The 20,276-nt window shown below is 69.9% G+C and carries 20 protein-coding genes; 7 read left to right on the forward strand and 13 right to left on the reverse strand.

The annotated features are described in order from the left end of the window. Positions 1-20: 20 nt before the first annotated feature. Positions 21-2,882 carry a cyanophycin synthetase gene (gene cphA / locus HNR15_RS08530; RefSeq protein ID WP_179480836.1) on the forward strand — a complete coding sequence of 954 codons (2,862 nt, stop codon included), beginning with the start codon at positions 21-23 and terminating at the stop codon, positions 2,880-2,882. A gap of 61 nt (positions 2,883-2,943) precedes the next feature. On the opposite strand, the gene HNR15_RS08535 is transcribed toward cphA, so the two are convergent. From HNR15_RS08535 to HNR15_RS08545, 3 genes are all read right to left on the reverse strand, one after another. Continuing rightward, entirely contained in the window at positions 2,944-5,160 is a 2,217-nt protein-coding gene (locus HNR15_RS08535; protein ID WP_179480838.1) for a tetratricopeptide repeat protein, read from the reverse strand. Positions 5,161-5,272: 112 nt separating this feature from the next. Then, positions 5,273-6,034, reverse strand: a complete 762-nt coding sequence (gene fabI / locus HNR15_RS08540; RefSeq protein WP_179480840.1) for an enoyl-ACP reductase FabI — start codon at positions 6,032-6,034, stop codon at positions 5,273-5,275. Positions 6,035-6,140: 106 nt separating this feature from the next. Then, positions 6,141-6,854, reverse strand: a complete 714-nt coding sequence (locus tag HNR15_RS08545) for a beta-ketoacyl-ACP reductase (protein ID WP_179480842.1) — start codon at positions 6,852-6,854, stop codon at positions 6,141-6,143. A 102-nt stretch (positions 6,855-6,956) separates the two neighbouring features. On the opposite strand from HNR15_RS08545, the gene HNR15_RS08550 reads away from it, so the two are divergent. Together HNR15_RS08550 and HNR15_RS08555 are read left to right on the forward strand one after the other, a co-directional pair. Next, a complete protein-coding gene (locus HNR15_RS08550; RefSeq protein ID WP_179480844.1) occupies positions 6,957-7,265 on the forward strand; it encodes a DUF3099 domain-containing protein in 309 nt (102 codons plus the stop codon). Beyond that, complete coding sequence (locus HNR15_RS08555) at positions 7,262-7,504, forward strand: hypothetical protein (protein ID WP_343048475.1); 243 nt, start codon at positions 7,262-7,264, stop codon at positions 7,502-7,504. Before HNR15_RS08550 ends, HNR15_RS08555 begins: the two co-directional genes overlap by 4 nt. Positions 7,505-7,586: 82 nt before the next feature. On the opposite strand, the gene moaA is transcribed toward HNR15_RS08555, so the two are convergent. Then, positions 7,587-8,600 carry a GTP 3',8-cyclase MoaA gene (gene moaA / locus HNR15_RS08560; RefSeq protein ID WP_179480846.1) on the reverse strand — a complete coding sequence of 338 codons (1,014 nt, stop codon included), beginning with the start codon at positions 8,598-8,600 and terminating at the stop codon, positions 7,587-7,589. 33 nt (positions 8,601-8,633) lie between these two features. On the opposite strand from moaA, the gene HNR15_RS08565 reads away from it, so the two are divergent. Further along, positions 8,634-9,452 (forward strand): SURF1 family cytochrome oxidase biogenesis protein, encoded by an 819-nt coding sequence (locus HNR15_RS08565; protein WP_179480848.1) that lies wholly within the window; start codon positions 8,634-8,636, stop codon positions 9,450-9,452. 138 nt (positions 9,453-9,590) lie between these two features. Here HNR15_RS08565 and HNR15_RS08570 read toward each other — a convergent pair whose 3' ends face one another. Further along, on the reverse strand, positions 9,591-11,459 hold the full coding sequence (locus HNR15_RS08570; RefSeq protein ID WP_179483668.1) for an ABC transporter ATP-binding protein: 1,869 nt from the start codon (positions 11,457-11,459) through the stop codon (positions 9,591-9,593). Positions 11,460-11,679: 220 nt separating this feature from the next. Continuing rightward, positions 11,680-13,278 (reverse strand): ATP-binding cassette domain-containing protein, encoded by a 1,599-nt coding sequence (locus tag HNR15_RS08575; protein ID WP_179480850.1) that lies wholly within the window; start codon positions 13,276-13,278, stop codon positions 11,680-11,682. Positions 13,279-13,500: 222 nt separating this feature from the next. Here HNR15_RS08575 and ypfJ point away from each other — a divergent pair, with 222 nt between their 5' ends. Then, on the forward strand, positions 13,501-14,469 hold the full coding sequence (ypfJ, locus tag HNR15_RS08580) for a KPN_02809 family neutral zinc metallopeptidase (RefSeq protein WP_179480853.1): 969 nt from the start codon (positions 13,501-13,503) through the stop codon (positions 14,467-14,469). A gap of 75 nt (positions 14,470-14,544) precedes the next feature. Then, a complete protein-coding gene (locus HNR15_RS08585) occupies positions 14,545-15,735 on the forward strand; it encodes an MFS transporter (RefSeq protein WP_218883618.1) in 1,191 nt (396 codons plus the stop codon). A 6-nt stretch (positions 15,736-15,741) separates the two neighbouring features. Here HNR15_RS08585 and HNR15_RS08590 read toward each other — a convergent pair whose 3' ends face one another. From HNR15_RS08590 to HNR15_RS17940, 7 genes are all read right to left on the reverse strand, one after another. Further along, entirely contained in the window at positions 15,742-16,416 is a 675-nt protein-coding gene (locus tag HNR15_RS08590) for a class F sortase (protein WP_179480855.1), read from the reverse strand. 35 nt (positions 16,417-16,451) lie between these two features. After that, positions 16,452-17,225, reverse strand: coding sequence for a hypothetical protein (locus tag HNR15_RS08595; protein WP_179480857.1), 774 nt, complete (start codon positions 17,223-17,225; stop codon positions 16,452-16,454). 159 nt (positions 17,226-17,384) lie between these two features. Next, entirely contained in the window at positions 17,385-17,822 is a 438-nt protein-coding gene (locus tag HNR15_RS08600; protein ID WP_179480859.1) for a hypothetical protein, read from the reverse strand. Between the two features lie 65 nt (positions 17,823-17,887). Next, on the reverse strand, positions 17,888-18,577 hold the full coding sequence (locus HNR15_RS08605; protein ID WP_179483670.1) for a zf-HC2 domain-containing protein: 690 nt from the start codon (positions 18,575-18,577) through the stop codon (positions 17,888-17,890). Next, a complete protein-coding gene (locus HNR15_RS08610) occupies positions 18,574-19,113 on the reverse strand; it encodes a sigma-70 family RNA polymerase sigma factor (RefSeq protein ID WP_343048476.1) in 540 nt (179 codons plus the stop codon). The genes HNR15_RS08605 and HNR15_RS08610 overlap by 4 nt, the downstream gene beginning before the upstream one ends. Further along, complete coding sequence (locus HNR15_RS08615) at positions 19,107-19,589, reverse strand: hypothetical protein (RefSeq protein WP_179480861.1); 483 nt, start codon at positions 19,587-19,589, stop codon at positions 19,107-19,109. The genes HNR15_RS08610 and HNR15_RS08615 overlap by 7 nt, the downstream gene beginning before the upstream one ends. A gap of 1 nt (position 19,590) precedes the next feature. Continuing rightward, a complete protein-coding gene (locus HNR15_RS17940) occupies positions 19,591-19,815 on the reverse strand; it encodes a plastocyanin/azurin family copper-binding protein (protein ID WP_208051982.1) in 225 nt (74 codons plus the stop codon). On the opposite strand from HNR15_RS17940, the gene HNR15_RS17945 reads away from it, so the two are divergent. Continuing rightward, a complete protein-coding gene (locus HNR15_RS17945; protein ID WP_218883620.1) occupies positions 19,805-20,101 on the forward strand; it encodes a hypothetical protein in 297 nt (98 codons plus the stop codon). The two genes, HNR15_RS17940 and HNR15_RS17945, sit on opposite strands and share 11 nt — an antisense overlap. The last annotated feature ends 175 nt before the right edge of the window (positions 20,102-20,276 follow it).

Consider the following 20,276-nt stretch of genomic DNA (forward strand, 5'->3'; position numbering starts at 1 on the left):
ACCCGTACGGAGGTTCCGCCTTGCCGATCGACCGCCCTGTCCCCACCGGACCCGCAGCGCCCGACCTGCAGATCGTCTCCACCCGCGTCTACCGCGGGCCCAACGTGTGGTCCTACGACAAGGCCGTCCACCTCGTGGTGGATCTCGGTGTGCTGGAGGGCTACCCGTCCGACACGCTGCCCGGCTTCACCGACGCCCTGCTGCAGCTGCTGCCGGGACTGGACGGACACACCTGCTCGCGCGGGCACCGCGGCGGCTTCATCGAACGGCTGCGTGAGGGCACCTGGCTCGGGCACGTCGCCGAACACGTGGCCCTGCAGCTGCAGCAGCAGGCCGGCCACGACCTGCGGCGTGGCAAGACCCGTGCGGACCGCAGCGTGCCCGGCCGCTACAACGTGATCTACGGCTACCTGGACGAGCGGGTCGCGCTGGCCGCCGGGCGGCTCGCCGTTCGTCTGGTCAACCACCTCGTACGCGCCGAGCCGGGTTTCGACTTCGCGCTCGAGTTCGACGCGTTCCTCGCGTCGTCCGCGCGGATGGCCTTCGGTCCGTCGACGGCCGCGATCATCGAGGAAGCGACCAGCCGCGACATCCCCTGGACCCGGCTCAACCAGGCCTCGCTGGTGCAGCTCGGCCAGGGCGTGCACGCCCAGCGCATCCGCGCCACGATGACCTCGCGCACCTCGGCCCTGGCCGTCGACATCGCCGGCGACAAGAGCCTCACCACCACCCTCCTCGGCTCGGCGGGTCTGCCGGTGCCCAAGGCCGAGAGCGTCCGCTCCGCCGAGGCCGCGGCGGAGGCGGCCACCTCGATCGGCTTCCCGGTGGTCGTCAAACCGCTCGACGGCAACCACGGCCGCGGGGTGTGCCTCGACCTGCGCAGCGAGGCGGACGTGCTCGCAGCGTTCCCGATCGCACAGGGCCAGTCCAAACGCGGCGTCGTCCAGGTCGAGTCGCACATCACCGGCAAGGACTACCGCTGCCTCATCATCGGCGGCCGGATGGCGGCCATCGCCGAGCGGGTGCCGGCGCACGTGATCGGCGACGGCGAGCACACCGTCGGCGAGCTGGTGGAGATCACCAACGCCGACCCGCGCCGCGGCGTCGGCCACGAGAAGGTGCTGACCCGGATCGCCGTCGACGACGCCGCACGCGAACTGGTGAAGTCTCAGGGCTACGAATGGGATTCGATCCCACCCGCCGAGCAGATGGTCAAACTGGCGCTTACCGGCAACATGTCCACCGGCGGCATCTCGGTGGACCGCACCTTCGACGCGCACCCGGACAACATCGAGATCGCCGAGGAGGCCGCGCAGCTGATCGGCCTCGACGTCGCGGGTATCGACTTCATCTGTCCCGACATCACGGCACCGGTCCGTGAGACCGGCGGGGCCATCTGCGAGGTCAACGCCGCGCCCGGTTTCCGGATGCACACCCACCCGACCGTCGGCGAGCCTCAGTTCATCGGCAAACCGGTCGTCGACCTGCTCTTCCCGCCGGGCGCGCCGTCGCGGGTACCGATCGTGGCGGTCACCGGCACCAACGGCAAGACGACGACCTCGCGGATGCTGGCGCACATCATGAAGGGCCTCGGCCACAAGGTCGGCATGACCTCGACCGACGGCATCGTGATCGACGAGCGGCTCGTCATCCGGGCCGACGCGTCCGGTCCCCGGTCCGCGCGGATGGTGCTGTCGAACCCCCGGGTCGACTTCGCTGTCTTCGAGGTCGCCCGCGGCGGCATCCTGCGCGAGGGTCTCGGCTACGACCGCAACGACATCGCCGTGGTCACCAACATCGCGGCCGACCACCTCGGGATGCGCGGCATCGACACCCTCGAACAGCTCGCGACGGTGAAATCGGTTGTCGTGGAGGCTGTTCCGCGCGACGGCTTCGCCGTGCTCAACGCCGACGATCCGCACGTACGCGCGATGCGACGCAAGTGTTCGGGCACCATCGTGTGGTTCTCGATGGAGCCGCCCGGCAGTGAGATCCGCGAGTTCGTCGAGGAGCGCTGCCGTCGTGGCGCCCGCGCCGTCGTCCTGGAGCCGAGCGACCGCGGCGAGATGATCGTGCTGCGTCAGGGTCGCCGCCGGATGCCGCTGGCGTGGACGCACCTGCTGCCGTCGACGTTCGGCGGCACCGCCCGGATGAACGTCGCGAACGCGCTGGCCGCCGCCGGTGCCGCGTTCGCCGCCGGAGCCCCGTTGCACGACATCCGGCAGGGTCTACGCACCTACACCACGTCGTACTACCTGTCCCCCGGCCGCCTGAACCGCCTGGAGGTCAACAGCGCCGAGGTGTTCGTCGACTACTGCCACAACCCGCCCGGCATGGAGCGGCTCGGCGAGTTCGTCGAGGGGTACGTCGAGCAGCGGCAGAAGTCGCTGGACCACCGCATCTCGCGGATCGGCATGATCGGCGCGGCCGGCGACCGACGCGACGAGGACATCGAAGCGCTGGGGCACATCGCGGCCGAGCACTTCGACGTCATGGTCGTCCGGGAGGACGCCAACCTGCGTCGTCGGGCGCCGGGTGAGGCCGCGGCACTGGTCGTACGCGGCGCGCAGCGCGCCATGGACGCCGGTGCACGCTGCCGGCAGATCGCCACGGTCGTCGATGAGATCGCGGCCGTGCGGCACTCGGTGCACCTGGCCAACCCCGGCGACCTGGTGATGCTCTGCGTCGACCAGCACGCGGCCGTGCTGGCCGAGCTGGAGGACTTCACCCACGAGGCCGCCGCCGGATCGCGCACCGACGGGGATCAGCCCGGCGACCCCGATCTCGATCCGCAGCAGCTCGTGGACGAGGCACAGACGTCGTACGCACAGGAGGCGGCCGCCCGCCGGGAGGCGATCGAGCCGCCGCTGCCCACCCTCTGACGCCCGTCGAGGGGTAGCGAACTGCTCGAGGGGTGGGATATCCCCACCCTCGACGATGTGCCTACCCCTCGACGGGAAGGTCGGGGCGGTCGTCGGCGATGGCGGCGGTGAAGCGCGCGAGCGAGCCGGGGTAGCGCTGCACGTCGGGGTCGGCCGACGCGGCGATAAGGTGTTCCAGCGCCGTCCGCAGGGCCTCGGGATCGCGGCCCAGATCGTGCAAGGTGAACGCGCGGAACGCCACGACGGCAGGGTTGTCCGGCCAGTCCGCCGCCAGCTGGTCGAAGATCGCGAGTGACTCCTCGAGCCGCCCCAGGTGCCGCAGCGTCGACCCCTTCTGGATCAGAGCCCGACGGTGGAAGGGCTCGCGCAACGGACGGGCGAGTGCCTCGTCGTAGCGCGCGACCGCCTCCTCCTCGCGACCGGCGGAGTCGTAGGTGCCGGCCAACTCGTAGAGCACCCGGCCGTCGTCCGGGAAGTCGCGCGCGAGGGCGTGTGCAGCCGCGATGCGGCGTACGTCGTCGTCCATGGCCCACAGCGCCGCGATGCGATCATCGGCCTCGTGCCGACCATTGGCGGCACCGACCTTGCGAGCGATCGCCGCCGGGTCATCGACGCGTCCGCCGTGTTCGAGCAGCCAGGTGTGCACGAGCGCCTGGTGCGAGTGCACCATCTCCGCCAGTACGTCGCCGTCCCGCGCGTCGCCGAGCAACGCGACGAGCCCCTCCAACTCCGTTTCCGAGGACGCCACCGGCGTCACTCCTACACGCGAAAGCCCTTCTCGCAGCTTGGTTTCGAGCCCGGCCATGGTGCGACCGCGCAGATAGTGCTCCTTGTGCTCGATGTAGACGCGATCGGCGCCCAACCCGGCGAGCTCTCCGAGGTTGACGAGGATCTCGTCCGTGCGGTCGCCGCCCGTTCCCAGTCCGAGCAGGACCTGCGATCCCGGCGGCTTCAGGCCACGCGCTACGCGCAGGAGTGCTTCGAGGCCAGCTTCGTTGTGTGCCATATCGACGATGAACGTCACTTCGCCACCATCGATGGGAAGGGAGTAGACATTCATCCGGCCGGCGTTGTGCTCGGCGTCGGGCAGGAAGGTGCGCAGCCCCTCGACGACCGCGTCGTGCGGTAGACCCGCCGCGAGACCGGCCGCCGCCGCGGCCAGCGCGTTCGCGACGTTGTGCTCGGACAGACCGGCGAGCGTGACCGGGACGTCGGTGACGGGCAGCAGCCGGACCGGCGAATGACCCGGCGCGAGCACCGTGAGCTGCCCGTCCAGCACCGTGATGCCACGACCGCCCGCGTCGATGGCCTCGCGCAGGGCGGGAGCATCCGGGGACAGGGTGAAACACCACGGCCGGCCGCCGGCCGCGCCGCGCATCGCCCACACCCGCGGGTCGTCCCCGTTGAGCACGACCCACCCGTCCGGGCGTGTCACGCGGGTGATGATGGCTTTGACCTCGGCGAGCTGATCGAGCGTGTCGATCCCGTTCACGCCGAGGTGGTCGGCGCTGACGTTCGTCACCACGCTCACGTGGTTGTACGCCGTTCCGAGGCCCTTCAGGAGCATGCCGCCGCGTGCGGTCTCCAGCACGGCGAACTCCATGCCCTTGTCGGCCAGTACGGTGCGCGCCCCCGCCGGGCCGGAGAAGTCGCCGTACTCCACCAGCTCGCCCTGGATCAGGACGCCGTCCGTGGAGCTCCATCCGGTGCGTCGGCCGGCGGTCATCGCCAGGTGCGCGATCAACCGGGTGGTCGTGGTCTTGCCGTTGGTGCCGGTCACGCAGACCGTGGGGATCCGGGGTCGCAACGGCCGGAGCACGTCCCCGACCGGCGTCGCCCGCACCCGCCCGGCAGCGGACGCCACGGCGTCATGTGTGTCCTCTCCGGCGAGCAGGGTGGCGAGCAGCGGACCCAGCTCCTCGCCCAGGGCGACAGCCCGGCCGCGGTTGCGCACCGCGACCGCGACGAGCAGCTCCTCCGGTGCGGCGCCCGCGCGGGCACGCACGCCGAGGCGGGCGGATCCGGCGCCTGCGGCCACCGATCGCACGGCCCGCTCGACCACCCGGAGCACGAAACGCTGCCGCGCCTCGGTGCCGGGCCGACCAGGCTCCGAACGTCGTACGCCGAGCCCCCGCGCGACGTCGACGAGCACGTCGCGCTCTGCTGCGAGATAACCGGGCACCGACAGCGTCAGCAGCACCGCGGGGCGGGTGAAGTAGAGATTCGGACCCTCGAGGACCCGCACATGGGTCACGGTCGCGCCTGCGTGGGTGGACACCCGCGAAGCCTAGTGCGGTGCATGCAAAGTTCCTGGACAGTCGCTCCGCGCCTGACCATCAACTCTGACTACGTCCGCACCTGGTCTAGTTCTGACTCCCTGCGCTTGGTCGCTACTGCCCCATGGCGTGCACGCCACCGTCGACGTGCACGATCTCCCCCGTCGTCGCGGGGAACCAGTCGGACATCAGGGCCACGCACGCGCGAGCAGCAGGCTCGGCGTCGCGCACGTCCCAGCCCAGCGGTGCCCGCTCGCCCCAGGTGTTCTCGAAGGTCTCGAAGCCGGGGATCGATTTGGCGGCGGTCGTGCGCACCGGACCGGCGGCGACCAGATTGCACCGCACGCCGCGCGGTCCGAGGTCGCGCGCGAGGTATCGGTTGGTCGACTCGAACGCCGCCTTCGCCACGCCCATCCAGTCGTAGACCGGCCACGCGAACTGCGCGTCGAAGGTCAGCCCCACCAGCGAGGACTTCTCGTGCATGAGCGGAAGTGCGGCTACCGCAAGGGCTTTCAGCGAGTACGCGGACGCCTGCAGCGCCGTGCTCGCGTCCTCCCAGGTGCCTTCGAGGAAGTTGAACGCACCGGGCGGCGCGAAACCGATGGAGTGCAACACCCCGTCGAGCCCGTCGACGTGCTCGCGCAGCCGGTCGGCCAGCGAGTCCAGGTCGTCGGTGCTGGTGACGTCGAGCTCCACGACCTCGGGCGTCGTCGGCAGCCGCCGGGAGATGGTGCGGGTGATCTTCATGGTGCGCCCGAACGACGTCAGCACGACCTCCGCGCCCTCCTGCTGCGCCAGCCGCGCTACGTGGAAGGCGATGGAGGAGTCCATCAGCACCCCGGTGACCAGAAGCTTCTTACCCTCGAGCAGTCCCATGTCGTCCTCTCTAGCGCGATGCGTGAAATGTCTGGGGCCGGGCGATCCGCGCACGACCTGCGGGATCGCTCACGTCCGCGCCCGCTCGCCATTGCGATCCACTGCCTTAGTGACCCATCCCGAGGCCGCCGTCCACCGGGACGACCGCTCCGCTGATGTACGCCGCGTCGTCGCTCGCGAGGAAGCGCACGACCCGGGCGACCTCCTCCGGCTCGGCGAACCGGCCGGCGGGGATGGCGGCCAGATACTCCGCCTGCTGCTTGTCCGGCAGCGCACGGGTCATGTCGGTGTCGATGAAGCCCGGGGCGACGACGTTCGCGGTGATGCCGCGCTTGCCGAGCTCGCGGGTGATGGAGCGCGCCAGACCCACGAGACCAGCCTTGGACGCCGCGTAGTTGGCCTGGCCTGGCGCGCCGTAGAGCCCGACCACACTGGAGATGAAGATGATCCGGCCGCGCTTGAGCTTCAGCATTCCCTTGCTGGCACGTCGCGCACAGCGGAACGCACCGGTCAGGTTGGTGTCGAGCACGGAGGAGAAGTCGTCGTCGCTCATCCGCATGAGCAGGGTGTCGTGCGTGATGCCGGCGTTGGCCACCACGACCTCGATGGGCCCGCCCAGGAGTTCCTCGGCCTGCGTGAACGCCGCATCCACCTGCTCGGCCGAGGTCACGTCGCACGGCACGGCCTGTACGCCGTCCGGTCCGTCGCCGGTTCGCGAGGTGATGACCACGTGGTCACCGGCCTGCGCGAACGCGGTGGCGATCGCGGCTCCGATACCGCGGTTGCCACCGGTGACCAGGACCCTGCGGGGCTCGCTCATGTGTCTCCTCATCGACGTCGGCCCCGACGCTATCGGACTACCGCGCGGTAGCCGGACGACGCTGCCGCTGGGGCGAAGGGTGCTGACGCCTACACTCGTGATATGCCCCGAGGCAAGGAAATCCCATCCGTTGCATCGGCGACCAATCTGCCCCCGTCCGCCAAAGGCGACCAGACCTCGCGGATGCGCAAATACCTATTCTCCATGGGCATTCGCACCACCTGCTTCATATTGGCCGTGATCCTGACCGGTCCCGCGCGCTGGGTGTGCGTCGGGCTGGCGGTGGTGCTCCCCTACATCGCGGTCGTCATCGCGAACGCCACGAACCGCCGTCGTGTCGACGCGCTCGGGTCGGTGGCCCCCGGGAAGCAGATCCCCCGGCTGGAAGAGAAGCACCAGACACCGCTGTGAGCGTGCTCTTCCCTGCCGGACCGCCCGACGGCGCTCCGCGGGAGGTGTGCAGCGCCAGGGGCTGTCGAACGCCGGCGGCGTACGCCCTGCTGTGGAACAACCCGAAACTGCACACGCCCGAACGCCGCAAGACCTGGCTGGCGTGCGAGGAGCACCGCGAGCAGCTGAGCTCCTTCCTCGGCATCCGCGGCTTCCTCAAGGACGTCGTGCCGGTCGAGGACCTGCGGCAACAGACCTAGCCGGGCCGTTCGCGACTGTCCCGCATCCTCGTGCGGACGGTGTCGTGATGCTGCGGACACCCGGTGGGACCTGGCGAGCGGGTCAGCCGCCGATGGCGGACATCGGGCGCTGCGGCTGCACGAAGCCCGGCAGGTCGATCCCATGACCGGCCGCCTTGGCCCACATGGTCGAGCGGATCACCTCGGTCAGTTGCTCGTCGCTCGCACCGGACCGCAGCTGAGCGCGCAGATCGCCCTCGTCGCGGGCGAAGAGGCAGTTGCGCACCTGCCCGTCGGCCGTGAGGCGCACCCGGTCGCACGCCGCGCAGAAGGGTGCGCTGACGCTCGCGATCAGACCGACCGTCTCGGGGCCGCCGTCCACCAGGAACTCCTCGGCCGGCGCACTCCCCCGCGCCTCCGCGGGGAGATCCGTCAGCGTGAACCGCTCCTCGATCGCCGTACGCAGCTGGGCGCCGGTCATCATCGTCGAGCGGTCCCAGGAGTGCTGGGCGTCCAGCGGCATCTGCTCGATGAAGCGCAGCTGGTAGCCACGGTCGAGGCACCACGCGAGCAGGTCGGCGGGGCTCTCGACATCGCTGTGCATGGCGACCGCGTTGACCTTGACCGGGGCGAGTCCGGCGTCCGCGGCGGCTTTGAGACCCCGTTCGACGTCATGGAAGCGATCGCGGCGGGTCAGCACCTTGAACCGCTCGGGCGAGACGGTGTCGAGCGAGACGTTGACGCGGTGCAGTCCGGCGTCCGCCAGCGGCTGCGCAAGCCTGTCGAGTCCGATGCCGTTGGTGGTCATCGCCATTCGCGGCGCGTTCGGCAACTGCCCGACGCGGCGTACGACGTCCACCAGGGAGCGGCGCAGCAGGGGTTCGCCGCCGGTGAACCTGACCTGACGCACCCCGAGATCGACGAACAGCCCGATGACGCGGACCATCTCGTCGTCGGTCAGCATCTCCGGGCGCGGCATCCAGTCCAGGCCCTCGGCGGGCATGCAGTAGGTGCAGCGCAGGTTGCAGCGGTCGGTGACCGAGACGCGTAGATCAGCGGCGACCCGCCCGAAGCGGTCGCCCAGCACCGCCGACTCGCGAGCGGGTGTGTGCGTCATACCGTCCAGAGTACGGCGGGTACCGTTGCGTCAGTGATTCGCTTGCTGCTCACCAGGCGCTGGTTGGCCTGGATCCTGGTGGCGGTGGTGTGGGGCATCGGGTGTTTCTTCCTCGGTCGCTGGCAATGGCACCGCTGGGAGTCCAAACACGGCGCCCAGCAGCAGGTTTCGCAGAACTACAACGCGCCGCCCCGCTCCCTGACCTCGATCGTACCGACGCGGACCTCGCAGCTCCCGGCGAACCGCCAGTGGGCGCAGGTGCGGCTCACCGGCCACTACCTGCCGGCTGCCCGGATCCTGGTGCGCAACCGCCCGGACAACGGCAACTTCGGCTACGAGGTGCTGGTGCCGTTCGTGCAGGACGGCGGGGCGGGCACCGTGCTGGTCGACCGCGGCTGGGTCGACAACGGCGCCAACGCCTCCACTCCGGCCTACGTACCCCCCGCGCCGTCCGGCACCAGCACGGTGCTCGGCTGGCTGCGGCCCACCGAGGACAGTCTGGGGCGGGCGCCGGTCAAGGGCTCGGTCGCCTCGATCAATCCCGGGGACGTCACCGCACAGACTCGAGTGGCGACGTACACCCACGTCTTCGTACGGATGCGCAGCGAACGGACCGCGACCGGCGCCGTCCCCGCCCGGCCCGCGCCCTTGGACAAACCCGACCCGGGTTCGTACGCCGGGATCAACCTCAGCTATGCGCTGCAGTGGTGGCTCGGGATGGTCGCCGGGCTGGCGTTCGTGCTGTTCCGCGCCCGCCAGGAGCACCGGGACGCCGAACTGGAGTCGGGTGCGACGCCGGCGAAGCCGCCGCGCGTCAAGAAGGTGCGCATCTGGGACGAAGAGGACGCCTGAAAAGCAGCGACCCCCCATCGGTTGTCCGCAGGAAAGTGGCGCCTACGCCACAGAACCGCTGACAACCACCCCTGTGCCCCGTCGGTTGTCCGCAGGAAAGTGACGTCGGCGCCAGCGATCCGCTGACGATCGGGACGGTCAGGCCGGGGTCGGTGCCTCGGCGAACTGCGTGCGGTAGAGCTCGGCGTACAGCCCCTCGGCGGCCAGCAGCTCCGCGTGCCGCCCGTGCTCCACGATCCGCCCGGCCTCGACCACGAGGATCTGGTCGGCGGCACGGACCGTCGACAGGCGGTGCGCGATGACCAGGGAGGTGCGCCCCTCCAGCGCCGTGTCGAGTGCCCGCTGCACGGCCGCCTCGGACTCGCTGTCCAGGTGCGCCGTGGCCTCGTCCAGCACCACCACGGACGGCGCCTTGAGCAGCAGGCGTGCGATGGCGAGCCGCTGCTTCTCGCCGCCGGACAGGCGGTGACCGCGGTCGCCGACCAGGGTGTCCAGACCGTGCGGCAGCCGGTCCACCAGGTCGGAGATGTTCGCGGCCTGCAGGGCGGCGTGCAGTTCGGCGTCGGTGGCGTCCGGGCGCGCGTAGCGCAGGTTGGCGCCGATGGTGTCGTGGAACATGTGCGCGTCCTGGGTGACCATGCCGACCCGGTCGCGCAGCGAGACGTCGCTGACCCCGGTGAGCGGCACCCCTCCGATCCGTACGGCGCCGGACGTCGGGTCGTACAACCGGCCCACCAGCGCGCTGATCGTGGTCTTGCCGGCACCGGACGGGCCGACGATGGCGACCATCTCCCCCGGGCGCGCGACGAACGAGAGCCCCTTCAGCACCTGCGAGCTCGCGCCGTCGTCACCGGACTGCACGGTCTGCAGCGATGCCAGCGACACCTGGTCGGCGTCCGGATAGCTGAACTCGACGTCCTCGAACCGTACGTCGAGCGGCCCGTCCGGCAGCGCCACCGCGTCCGCCGACTCGCGCACCATCGGCCGCAGGTCGAGGATCTCGAAGACCCGCTCGAACGACACGAGCGCCGACATCACGTCGACCCGGACGTTCGAGAGCTGGGTGAGTGGCAGATAGAGGCGCGCGAGCAACGCGGCCAGCGCGAGCAGCGTGCCGACGGTGAGGGTGCCGCGGGCGGCCATCACACCGCCGATGCCGTAGACCATGGCCGTGGCGAGCGACGCCAGCAGCGTCAGTCCGACGAGGAAGACGCTGCGCTGCAGCGCCAGGGCGATGCCGTAGTCGCGCACCTTGCCGGCGCGCTCGGCGTACTCGCGGTGCTCGGTCTCGGGGCGGCCGAACAGCTTGACCAGCAGGGCGCCGGCGACGTTGAAGCGCTCGGTCATCCGCGCGCCCAGGTCGGCGTTCTCGATCATCTGGTTGCGGGTGAGCCCGGCGACGCGGCGTCCGATGATGCGGGTCGGGATGAGGAAGAGCGGCACCAGCACCAGCGCCGCCAGGGTGAGCTGCCAGGACAGCACGGCCATCGCGGTCACGATCACCGCGAGGCTGACGGCGTTGGAGACCACGTTGGACATCACGGAGGTGAACGCCGTCTGCGCGCCGATGACATCGGAGTTGAGGCGGGTGACGAGCGCACCGGTCTGAGCACGGGTGAAGAACGCGATGGGCTGGCGCAGCACGTGCGCGAAGACCTCCCGACGCAGGTCGTAGATCAGCCCCTCCCCGATCAGCGCGGACAGCCAGCGTTCACCGACACCCAGCCCGGCATCCAGGATCGCGACGACGGCCGCGGCCACGGCGAGCCACACCACGAGTGAGGTGTCCCTGTGCAGGACGCCCTTGTCGACGATCTCGCGCAGGATCAAGGGGGTCGCGATCACCATCAGCGCGTCGATGATCACCATCACCAGGAATGCGATGAGGGGACGCCGGAACGGGCCGGCGTACCCGAGCACCCGCTTGGTCGTCCCCGGCTTGAGCGGGGCGTTCTTGACCGAGGAGTCGCGGGTGAGCGAGCGCATCGTCATCCAACCGCCGGGCATCGACACGTCGGCTCTCCTCGCTGTGCAGGTCTGAAAGGTCTGGCAGGGTCAACACCCGGCGGGGTGCTGGTATGCCGAGCGCGTCTCGGGCAGGTCGCCGACGTGGGGGTTTTGCGTCTGTGGCCAGTGCTGCAGCCCTGGCCACGGACGCAAACCAGCCACATCAGCGTGGCGGACCCGGGTGCCGAAGCGGCCGGCCACGCGGCGTACGCCGGCCGGGTCAGGCCAGTGTGACCAGGTCCAGATAGTCCGGGTTCCAGTGGTCCTCGACCCCGTCAGGGAGCATCAGCACCCGCTCGGGCTCCAGGGCCGACACGGCGCCCTCGTCGTGGGTCACCAGCACCACGGCACCCTCGTAGCCGCGCAGCGCGCCGAGGATCTCCTCACGCGAGGCCGGGTCGAGGTTGTTGGTCGGCTCGTCGAGCAGCAGCACGTTGGCCGACGACACGACCAGCAGTGCGAGCGACAGCCGGGTCTTCTCGCCACCGGACAGCACCCGAGTGGGCTTCAGCACGTCCTCACCGCTGAAGAGGAACGAGCCGAGCACCTTGCGGGTCTCGGTCTCGCCGAGGTCCGGGGCCGCGGACTTCATGTTGTCCAGGACCGACCGGTCCATATCGAGGTTCTCGTGTTCCTGGGCGTAGTAGCCGAGCTTCAGCCCGTGCCCCGGCTGCACCTCACCGGTGTCCGGGTCGTCGACGCCCGCGAGGATCCGCAGCAGGGTGGTCTTGCCCGCACCGTTCAGGCCGAGAACGACGACCCGCGAGCCGCGGTCGATCGCCAGGTCGACGTCGGTGAAGATCTCCAGCGAGCCGTAGGACCGCGAAAGCCCTTCTGCCATCAGCGGAGTGCGGCCGCACGGCGAAGGCTTCGGGAAGCGCAGCTTGGCGACGCGGTCCTGCTGGCGTTCGGTCTCCAGGCCGGCGAGCAGCCGTTCGGCACGCTTGGCCATGTTCTGCGCGGCCGTCGCCTTGGTGGCCTTGGCGCGCATCTTGTCGGCCTGGCCGAAGAGCGCCGACGCCTTCTTCTCGGCGTTCTGCCGCTCACGCTTACGGCGGCGCTCATCGGTCTCGCGCTGCTGCAGGTAGGTCTTCCACCCCATGTTGTACTGATCGAGCTCGGCGCGATTGGCGTCGAGATGGAAGACCCGGGTCACCACGGTGTCCAGCATCTCCACGTCGTGGCTGATGATGATCAGCCCGCCCTTGTACGCGCGCAGGTAGTCGCGCAGCCAGCCGATCGAGTCGGCGTCCAGGTGGTTGGTCGGCTCGTCGAGCAGCAGCGTCTGCGCGCCGGAGAAGAGGATCCGGGACAGCTCCACGCGGCGTCGCTGACCACCGGACAGGGTCTGCAGCGGCTGGTCCAGCAGTCGCTCGGTGAGGGCCAGCGCGGAGGCGATGGACGCGGCCTCGGACTCCGCGGCGTACCCGCCCTGCGCCTGGAACTCGTGGTCCAGCCGGGTGTAGCGACGCATCGCCTTCTCGCGACGTTCCTCGTCCTCGTCGCCCATCTGCGCCTCGGCCTTGCGCAGGTCGCGCACGATCGTGTCCAGTCCTCGCGCGGACAGGATGCGGTCGCGCGCCAGCACCGTGAGGTCGCCGGTGCGGGGGTCCTGGGGCAGGTAGCCGACCTCGCCGGAGCGGGTCACCTGACCGGCCTCGGGGTTCGCCTGGCCCGCCAGCACCTTCGTGAGGGTCGTCTTGCCGGCGCCGTTGCGGCCGACGAGACCGACGCGGTCGCCGGGCGCGACGCGGAAGCTGGTGTGTTCCAACAGGGTCCGGGCGCCGGCGCGTAGTTCGAGGTCATGCGCGGTGAGCACGGTCGGACTCCTTCGGGTGGGATGAGGGGCGTTCGCCTGCGCAGGACGCGGCAACGCGAACGCCCGACCCCGGGCCGGTGGGTCAGGCGTATACACCATTTTACGCCCACCGCAGCGGCCGGACGACCACATGGGCGCGCACGTGACCAATGTCGCTGACTACGCTGAAGTAGATCAGCCGGGCCCTGTCCGGCCCACCGATTTTCGGAAGGTCGACCCGCCGTGACGTTCAACGACAACGCCAACATCGGCACCTCCGACGTCTCCAGCGGCGGTTCGAGCGGCGGTGGCGGGAGTTTCGCGCCGGGCGGGATGGTCGCCGGCGGGGGTGTCGGCGGGCTGGTCTTGACCGTCATCATCATCCTCATCACCCACTTCGCGGGCGGTGGCACCGGCGGCACGACGTCGAACGCCGACGGCGCGGGCAACGCCGGCAATGTCGCCGGCAATCAGTACGACGGAGGGCAGGTCGGCGGAAGCGACCAGGTGCAGCAGCAGCTCGCCGCCTGCAAGACCGGTGCCGACGCCAACCGCAACGACATCTGCCTCATCAAGGCCACCGTGGCGACGGTGGAGAACTTCTGGACCACCTATCTGCCCAAGGCCACCGGCAAGCAGTACACCGGGGCCGTCGCGGTGGTCTACAGCGGCAGCACCCAGTCCGCCTGCGGCACCGCCAGCAACCAGACCGGACCCTTCTACTGCCCGCTCGACAAGAAGGTCTACATCGACGCCGGCTTCTTCTCCGAGCTGAGCAGCAAGTACGGCGCGGACACCGGTCAGCTGGCCAAGGAGTACGTCGTGGCGCACGAGTACGGCCACCACATCCAGGACCTGCTCGGCGCACTCGGACGCGCGCAGCAGGATCCCCAGGGCGCCACGAGCGGCTCCGTCCGCACGGAACTGCAGGCCGACTGCTACGCGGGTCTCTGGGCGCACTACGCCACGACCACCAAGGACGCCAACGGGACGGCGTACCTGAAGGCCATCACCGCCTCGGACATCAGGTCGGCACTGTCGGCGGCCTCCGCCGTCGGCGACGACCGCATCCAGAAGCAGTCGTCCGGACGTGTCAACCAGGACACCTGGACGCACGGGTCGTCCGCCGAGCGGCAGCACTGGTTCCAGACGGGCTATCAGACCGGCCGGCTCAACGCCTGCGACACCTTCAACGCCACCTCGCTCGGCTGACCAGTTCTTCCGGATCGCGAGACACCGGTCTCATCGAGCGGACACCCGCCTACCGTCGGATGAGTGGACGCACCGGTGACTGCACGCCCCTGGGTGATGCTGACGCTCGGCACCCTGGCGCTCACCGTCGCCTGCAGCCTCCTCTACGGCATGCCGTTCCTCGTGCCGACCTTCCGGGCGCAGGGAGTGAGCCTCAGCGGCGCTGGTGCCCTCGCGGCCGCACCGTCGCTCGGCCTGGTCGCCACCCTCATCCTGTGGGGCGGCTTCGCCGACCGGTACGGCGAACGGCTGGCGATGTGGCTGGGCCTCGGCCTCACGGGTCTCGCCGGCCTGGTGGCCGCCGCGAGCCACACGCTGCCCGCCCGTGCGGCGGCGCTGGCCCTGGTGGGAGCCGCGGGCGCGTCGGTCAACTCCGCGAGCGGGCGGCTGATCATGGGCTGGTTCCCGCAGGAACGACGCGGGGTGGCGATGGGCGTGCGGCAAATGGGACAGCCGCTCGGGGTCGCCGTGGCCGCCTTAGTGCTGCCACCGCTGGCCCACCGGTACGGCGTGTCGGTGGCGCTGATCGCGCCCTCGGTGCTGTGTCTCCTGGTCACGCTGGCTCTGCTGCTGTTCGCCGTCGACCCACCGCGCCACGCGCCCGTGCAGACCGGAGTGCGCCCTGCATCGCCCTACCGGGACTCGGCTGCGCTGTGGCGGGTGCACGCCGCCAGCGCCCTGCTGGTCGTCCCGCAGTTCGCGACCGCGACCTTCGCCGCCGAATACCTGGTGGCACAGCGTCACTGGGATCCTGCGGGTGCGGGTCGCATCCTCGCGGTGATCGCCGTCCTGGGTGCCACCGGCCGTCTGGTGACAGGTCGCTGGTCCGATCGGGTCGGCAACCGGCTGGGGCCGATGCGGCAGATCGCGGTGGTCTCGATGTGCTGCATGCTCGCAGTGGCCGCCACCGCGTGGGCGGGCTCGGTGCTGGTGATCCTGGCGCTCGCGGCGGCCTCGATCGTGTCGGTGACGGACAACGGGCTGGGCTTCACGGCGACAGCGGAGTTCGCCGGGCCGTTCTGGGCCGGTCGGGCGCTCGGCACCCAGAACACCGCGCAGAACCTCGCGGCGTTCGGCACCGGACCTCTGGTCGGGGCACTGGCCGCCGCGCACGGATACGGGCTCGCGTTCGCGATCTGCGCGGTCTTCCCGCTGGTCGGCGCAGCCATCACCCCCGTCACGGCCGAACGACGGCGGCTGGGGCTCCTCCGCGCCCGGACGGGCTGAGGAGGTCTAGGCGGCCAGGCGGGCGTAGACGACGGTGTTGTTGCGGAAGTGGCCGGTCGCCGAGTCGAAACTGCCGCCGCAGGTGATCAGGCGCAGTTCAGGGTCGGTGGTGTTGCCGTAGACCGCCTGGGTCGGGAAGTTGTCCTTGGGGACGCTGACGACGCGATAGACGTCGTAGGTCAGGACCTTCCCGCTCTTCAGGGTCACCGTCACGGTGGCGCCGTTCTTGATCTGAGCCAGGTGATAGAAGACCGCTCCCCCGCGCGAGCTGGTGACGTGGCCGACGATGGTGGCCGGACCGACGGCTCCGGGGGTGGGTGATCCGGTGAACCAGCCCGCCTGGTCGGCGTGCTTGTCGTCCGGTACGACGATCTCCCGGTTGGCGGTCGCGCCGAGCGTCAGCAGCGTCGACCCCTCGTTCAGACTCGGGATGCTGATCTTGCTGGGTGGTGAGAGGGGCGCCGCCGCGGGGCTGTTCGCCGAGGAGGACGTCGACGGGGACGTCACGGACGGGCTGGCGGGCGAGGTGCTCGAGCTGCTCGTCTGCGACGCCGGAAGCGGGATGGCGTCGGTGTGGGCGGGGCGGTGCGTGCCCCACACGATAGCGACGATGCCACCGAGGACCAGACACGCGCACAGCACGCCGATAGCGATGGTCTGTGCGCGTGTCCGGTTCTTCATGTGATCCTCAATTACTCCGTGTCAGACCGGGTGGGTCAGACGTTGGTGCGCTGACGGCGACGCATCACCAGGACGCCCGCAGCACCGATCGCCACGGCAGCAGCGCCGCCCGCGATCGCGGTGCTGTTGTTGGAGTCCTTGGTCGAGGCGAAGCCGGTGTTCACGCCGCCACCGGGCATCATGCTCATCTGACTAGCCTGGACGACGCCACAGTCGGCGGGGTCGGTGGCCTCTTCGGGCAGGCTCGGGTCGAGCTCGGACTTGGACGAGCCGCTGTACTTGCCGTCCTTGTTGTAGTCCACACCGTGCTGCACGATGACGGCCTTACCGTCCTTCAGAGCAGTCGCGGTGGCCGCGGGCACAGTGAAGGTGCGGCTGTAGGTGGCCGTCCCGACCGGGAACCGGGTGACCGCGAGGCCACTGGCCGGCGAGGTGTCACCGGAGGTGGTCAGCGACTGCGCGATGGCACCGTAGCTGTCCTGTGCGTCGGCGACGCGCAGGTGGCCGTCGACGCCCGTGCCCTTCTCGGTGGGCGACGGGCAGGAGTTCGTCCCGCCGACGTGGATGTGCTGGGCGTGCGGGGCGCCGGCGAGCAGACCGGAGTCCACGATCTTGATCGACAACTGGTCGCCCTTGAGCGTGCCGGTCACGGTCGCGCTCGCGCCGCTCTCGTTGAGCTGCGTGAGGTGCGCCGACAGGTAGGTGGTGCCGCTCGAGTCAGCCATCGCGGACGAGGCGGTCGAGAGGGGAATCGCAACACAGGCTGCTCCAGCGGCAGCGAGAGCGAGGGACTTCTTGACAGTCGACATGCGTAAACCCTTCCGTGATGCTCGATCGAAGTCGGGATGACGTCGCCAGTTCGAGGCATTCACTGTGGAACCGTTCGGTCTATCTGAGAAGCGTCGAAACCTCGCGAGGAGCTTTCAACCACGGTGCGGTACGAAGACCGCTTGCTTCGATCCTCGTGGTCAGCCGCCGCGAACGGTGGATGGCCATGAGGTCGAAATCCTGGAGGCCGGTTGCGCCCGGTGGCGCAGTCCGACGATGGCGGCGACCACCACGATGGTCTCGGTGATCACCGAGACGACGCCGAGGGGTTCCAGCCAGTTGCCGACGTCGTCGGAGAGCATGGGGAACGCCGTCAGACGGGTGGCCGCGTAACCTGCGACCGCGAGCCCACAGGTGAGCACGGCGAGCGCGTACACGGCAGAACTGTCGCGGACCAGAGCTGCGCCGGCGATCGACAGGCACCCGACGGTCAGCACGATGAAGAGCCACCCCATGTACGGCGCCTCGCGCAGGTGCTCACCGGTGACCGGGATGTGGGCCACGGCTGCGACGACCGCGAACACGGCGACGACCCAGCGTGCCCGTGAGGCATGCGGTGTGGTGAGGAACTGCTCCATGATGCGTCCTTCCGGGTCGCTGTGCGGGGTATTCGGAGCCCCTCCCCGGACGGATGGGAAGCAGATCACATTCGCAGACTGACCAGGCTCTCGCCGTCCGCGCCGTACAGCGTGAGGACCGCAAGGTGCCGACGGGGAACGTCCGTGGAGGAGGTGTAGACGGCGTGGCCGGAGTACCCGGAGGACCACCAGCCCGCCGAGTGAAGTGAGCCGTCGTCCTTGGTGACCACGAGGTGGCACTGCACGTTCTGCGGTATGCCGTCGACACTGATGCGCAAGGTGGTGCCCGAGGCGACGCCGGTGGCTCTCACGTGCATCGTGACGGCACCGGACGTGGCGACGGCGTTCACCGTGTCCGGCTGGTTCAGTCGCTGCGCCGTCAGCGCGGCTCCGCCCGCGAGCAGGAGAGCCAGCACCGCTGCGACGGCGATGAGCCGACGTCTCCCGCCGCGCAGCGCGCGCTTCCGCCAGGTCGGACCCGACGCCGGCGGCTCCTGCGTCCCGTCCTGCTCGGTGGCGTCGACGGCCGCCGCGACACGATCGAAGAGCGCGGCGGGCGGGCGGGGAAGGGTCAGGTCACTGTCGGCGACGGCAGCCAGCCGAGGCACGATCGCCGAGAACTCGGCCAGCTCGGCGCGGCACTCCTCGCAGGTCGGCAGGTGGTCCCGCACCGCCATCTCGTCGGCCGGTTCCAGGGCGCCCAGCGCGTAGGCGGCCAGGTCGGCCCGCACCGGGTCGTAGGACCATCCGGTCATGGCGTCATCCCCCGCTCCATCAGTGCCAGCCGCAACGCCTTGAGGGCGTAGAACGCGCGGGACTTCACCGTGCCCACGGGGATCTGCAGGACGCGGGCCGCCTCGGCGACGGTGTGGCCGACGTAGTAGGTCTGCATCAGGACCTCCCGGTGTTCGACCGACAGCGCCGCGAGCGCGTCGAGGATCACGATCCGGTCGAGGCCGGCCTCCAGGTCGGTGTCGTCCGGCGTGCCCATCAGGACCCGGTCGGCCCCGGCACCCGACACCTCGGTCGGTCGGGCCTCGGCCCTGCGGTGCTGGTCGATCGCGATCCGGCGGGCGACGGTGAACAGCCACGGACGGATGTCCTGCCGTACGGCCGGTTGCCCGGGCAGGTGCTGCCATGCCCGGACGAGGGTCTCCTGCACGATGTCCTCGGCACGGCCGCGGTCACCGCCGCTGAGGTGCAGGGCGAAACCGAACAGCGCCGTCGCATGTCGGTCGTAGAGCGCACGCAGATCCGTGCGCTCCTTCGCCTGCACCTCAGGTCTTACCACCGTCGCGAGACCGTCCTCGCCCGCATCCGGGACACGCAGTATCCGACGAGCACCAGGAGCACCAGGGCCCCGATGCTCTCCACCCAGACCGACTCCCAGTAGTCGGGGGCCTTGGTCGACTCGGTGAAACCGAAGAGTCCGCGCTTCGTGGTGACGACGAGGGCCGCGATCGTGCCGACCTGCATCAGGAAGCCGGCCAGGGCACCCAGCGGCAGGATCCGACGGGGCGCCGCGAGGACGACCATGGCGAGGACGACGGCAGCGATGGCGTCGAGCAGGAAGAGCGGGCCGATGGTCTTGATCGACCGGTAGCCCTGGTCCCACAGGTGATAGTGCACCCAGCCGTTGCCGAGCAGACCCGCCGCGCCGAGGACCCGCAGCACGACGACGGTCAGGAAGGAGCCGGACCTCTCGATCGTGTGGTCGCGCCCGGTCGTGTCACCGGCGCCTGCATGCAGACCCGGGGTGGCACCCATCTCAGGCGACCTTGATCTTGACGTCCATGCCGAGCATCTTGTGGTTGGCCACGGGACAGTTCACGTCGTACGTGCCGGCTTTGAGGGTCACCGTGAGCGTGGCGGATTTGCCGGCGGCGATGTCCGAGGTGCTCTTGTCGACGCCCGGTCCGACGATCTTCAGAGCATGCGTGGCCGAGCCGCCGTTCTTCACGTCGAACGTGTAGGTGCCCGGTGTGAAGGTCATGGTGCTGAGGGTGATGTGGAACTCGACCTCGTTGGCGGTGACCGTCTTTGTCGGCCCCGCCGCGGCCGGGGCACTGGATGACGACGAACCGGACGACGAGGTGGCCGGCGAAGAGGAGCTGGACGACGAACTCGGCGCCGAACTCGACGATGAACTGGTCGAGGAAGCGCTGGCGGCAGAGCTGGAAGAAGTGCCTGAGCTGCCGCCGCAGGCGGCGAGCGCGACGGCCAGGCCGACACCTGCGATCGCGACGGCGGGGAAACGGACGAGGGACTGGGACATGTGAACTCCTGCGATCGATGCGGTCTTGCCGGACATCGGGCGCATCGGTGCCCGCACCGTCAGGTGCCGCTGCATCGCACGTCCGGTTGGTAGTACGGAGCGGACGGCCAACCGGTTCACCTCACAGCCTCATTGTTTTTCAGCGACTTCTCCGGCTCGACCTCAATGCAGCCTTCACA

It is taken from the genome of Allobranchiibius huperziae (assembly GCF_013410455.1).
GTDB lineage: Bacteria > Actinomycetota > Actinomycetes > Actinomycetales > Dermatophilaceae > Allobranchiibius > Allobranchiibius huperziae.

What these genes read in the sequence shown, in the direction of transcription:
- HNR15_RS08600 (WP_179480859.1), bottom strand. Translation starts at nt 17,822, where the DNA reads ATGGAGCAGTTCCTCACCACACCGCATGCCTCACGGGCACGCTGGGTC.
- HNR15_RS08605 (WP_179483670.1), bottom strand. Translation starts at nt 18,577, where the DNA reads ATGACCGGATGGTCCTACGACCCGGTGCGGGCCGACCTGGCCGCCTAC.
- moaA (WP_179480846.1), bottom strand. Translation starts at nt 8,600, where the DNA reads ATGACGCACACACCCGCTCGCGAGTCGGCGGTGCTGGGCGACCGCTTC.
- HNR15_RS08550 (WP_179480844.1), top strand. Translation starts at nt 6,957, where the DNA reads ATGCCCCGAGGCAAGGAAATCCCATCCGTTGCATCGGCGACCAATCTG.
- HNR15_RS08590 (WP_179480855.1), bottom strand. Translation starts at nt 16,416, where the DNA reads ATGAAGAACCGGACACGCGCACAGACCATCGCTATCGGCGTGCTGTGC.
- HNR15_RS08595 (WP_179480857.1), bottom strand. Translation starts at nt 17,225, where the DNA reads ATGTCGACTGTCAAGAAGTCCCTCGCTCTCGCTGCCGCTGGAGCAGCC.
- HNR15_RS08615 (WP_179480861.1), bottom strand. Translation starts at nt 19,589, where the DNA reads ATGGGTGCCACCCCGGGTCTGCATGCAGGCGCCGGTGACACGACCGGG.
- HNR15_RS08570 (WP_179483668.1), bottom strand. Translation starts at nt 11,459, where the DNA reads ATGCCCGGCGGTTGGATGACGATGCGCTCGCTCACCCGCGACTCCTCG.
- fabI (WP_179480840.1), bottom strand. Translation starts at nt 6,034, where the DNA reads ATGGGACTGCTCGAGGGTAAGAAGCTTCTGGTCACCGGGGTGCTGATG.
- HNR15_RS08545 (WP_179480842.1), bottom strand. Translation starts at nt 6,854, where the DNA reads ATGAGCGAGCCCCGCAGGGTCCTGGTCACCGGTGGCAACCGCGGTATC.
- HNR15_RS17940 (WP_208051982.1), bottom strand. Translation starts at nt 19,815, where the DNA reads ATGACCTTCACACCGGGCACCTACACGTTCGACGTGAAGAACGGCGGC.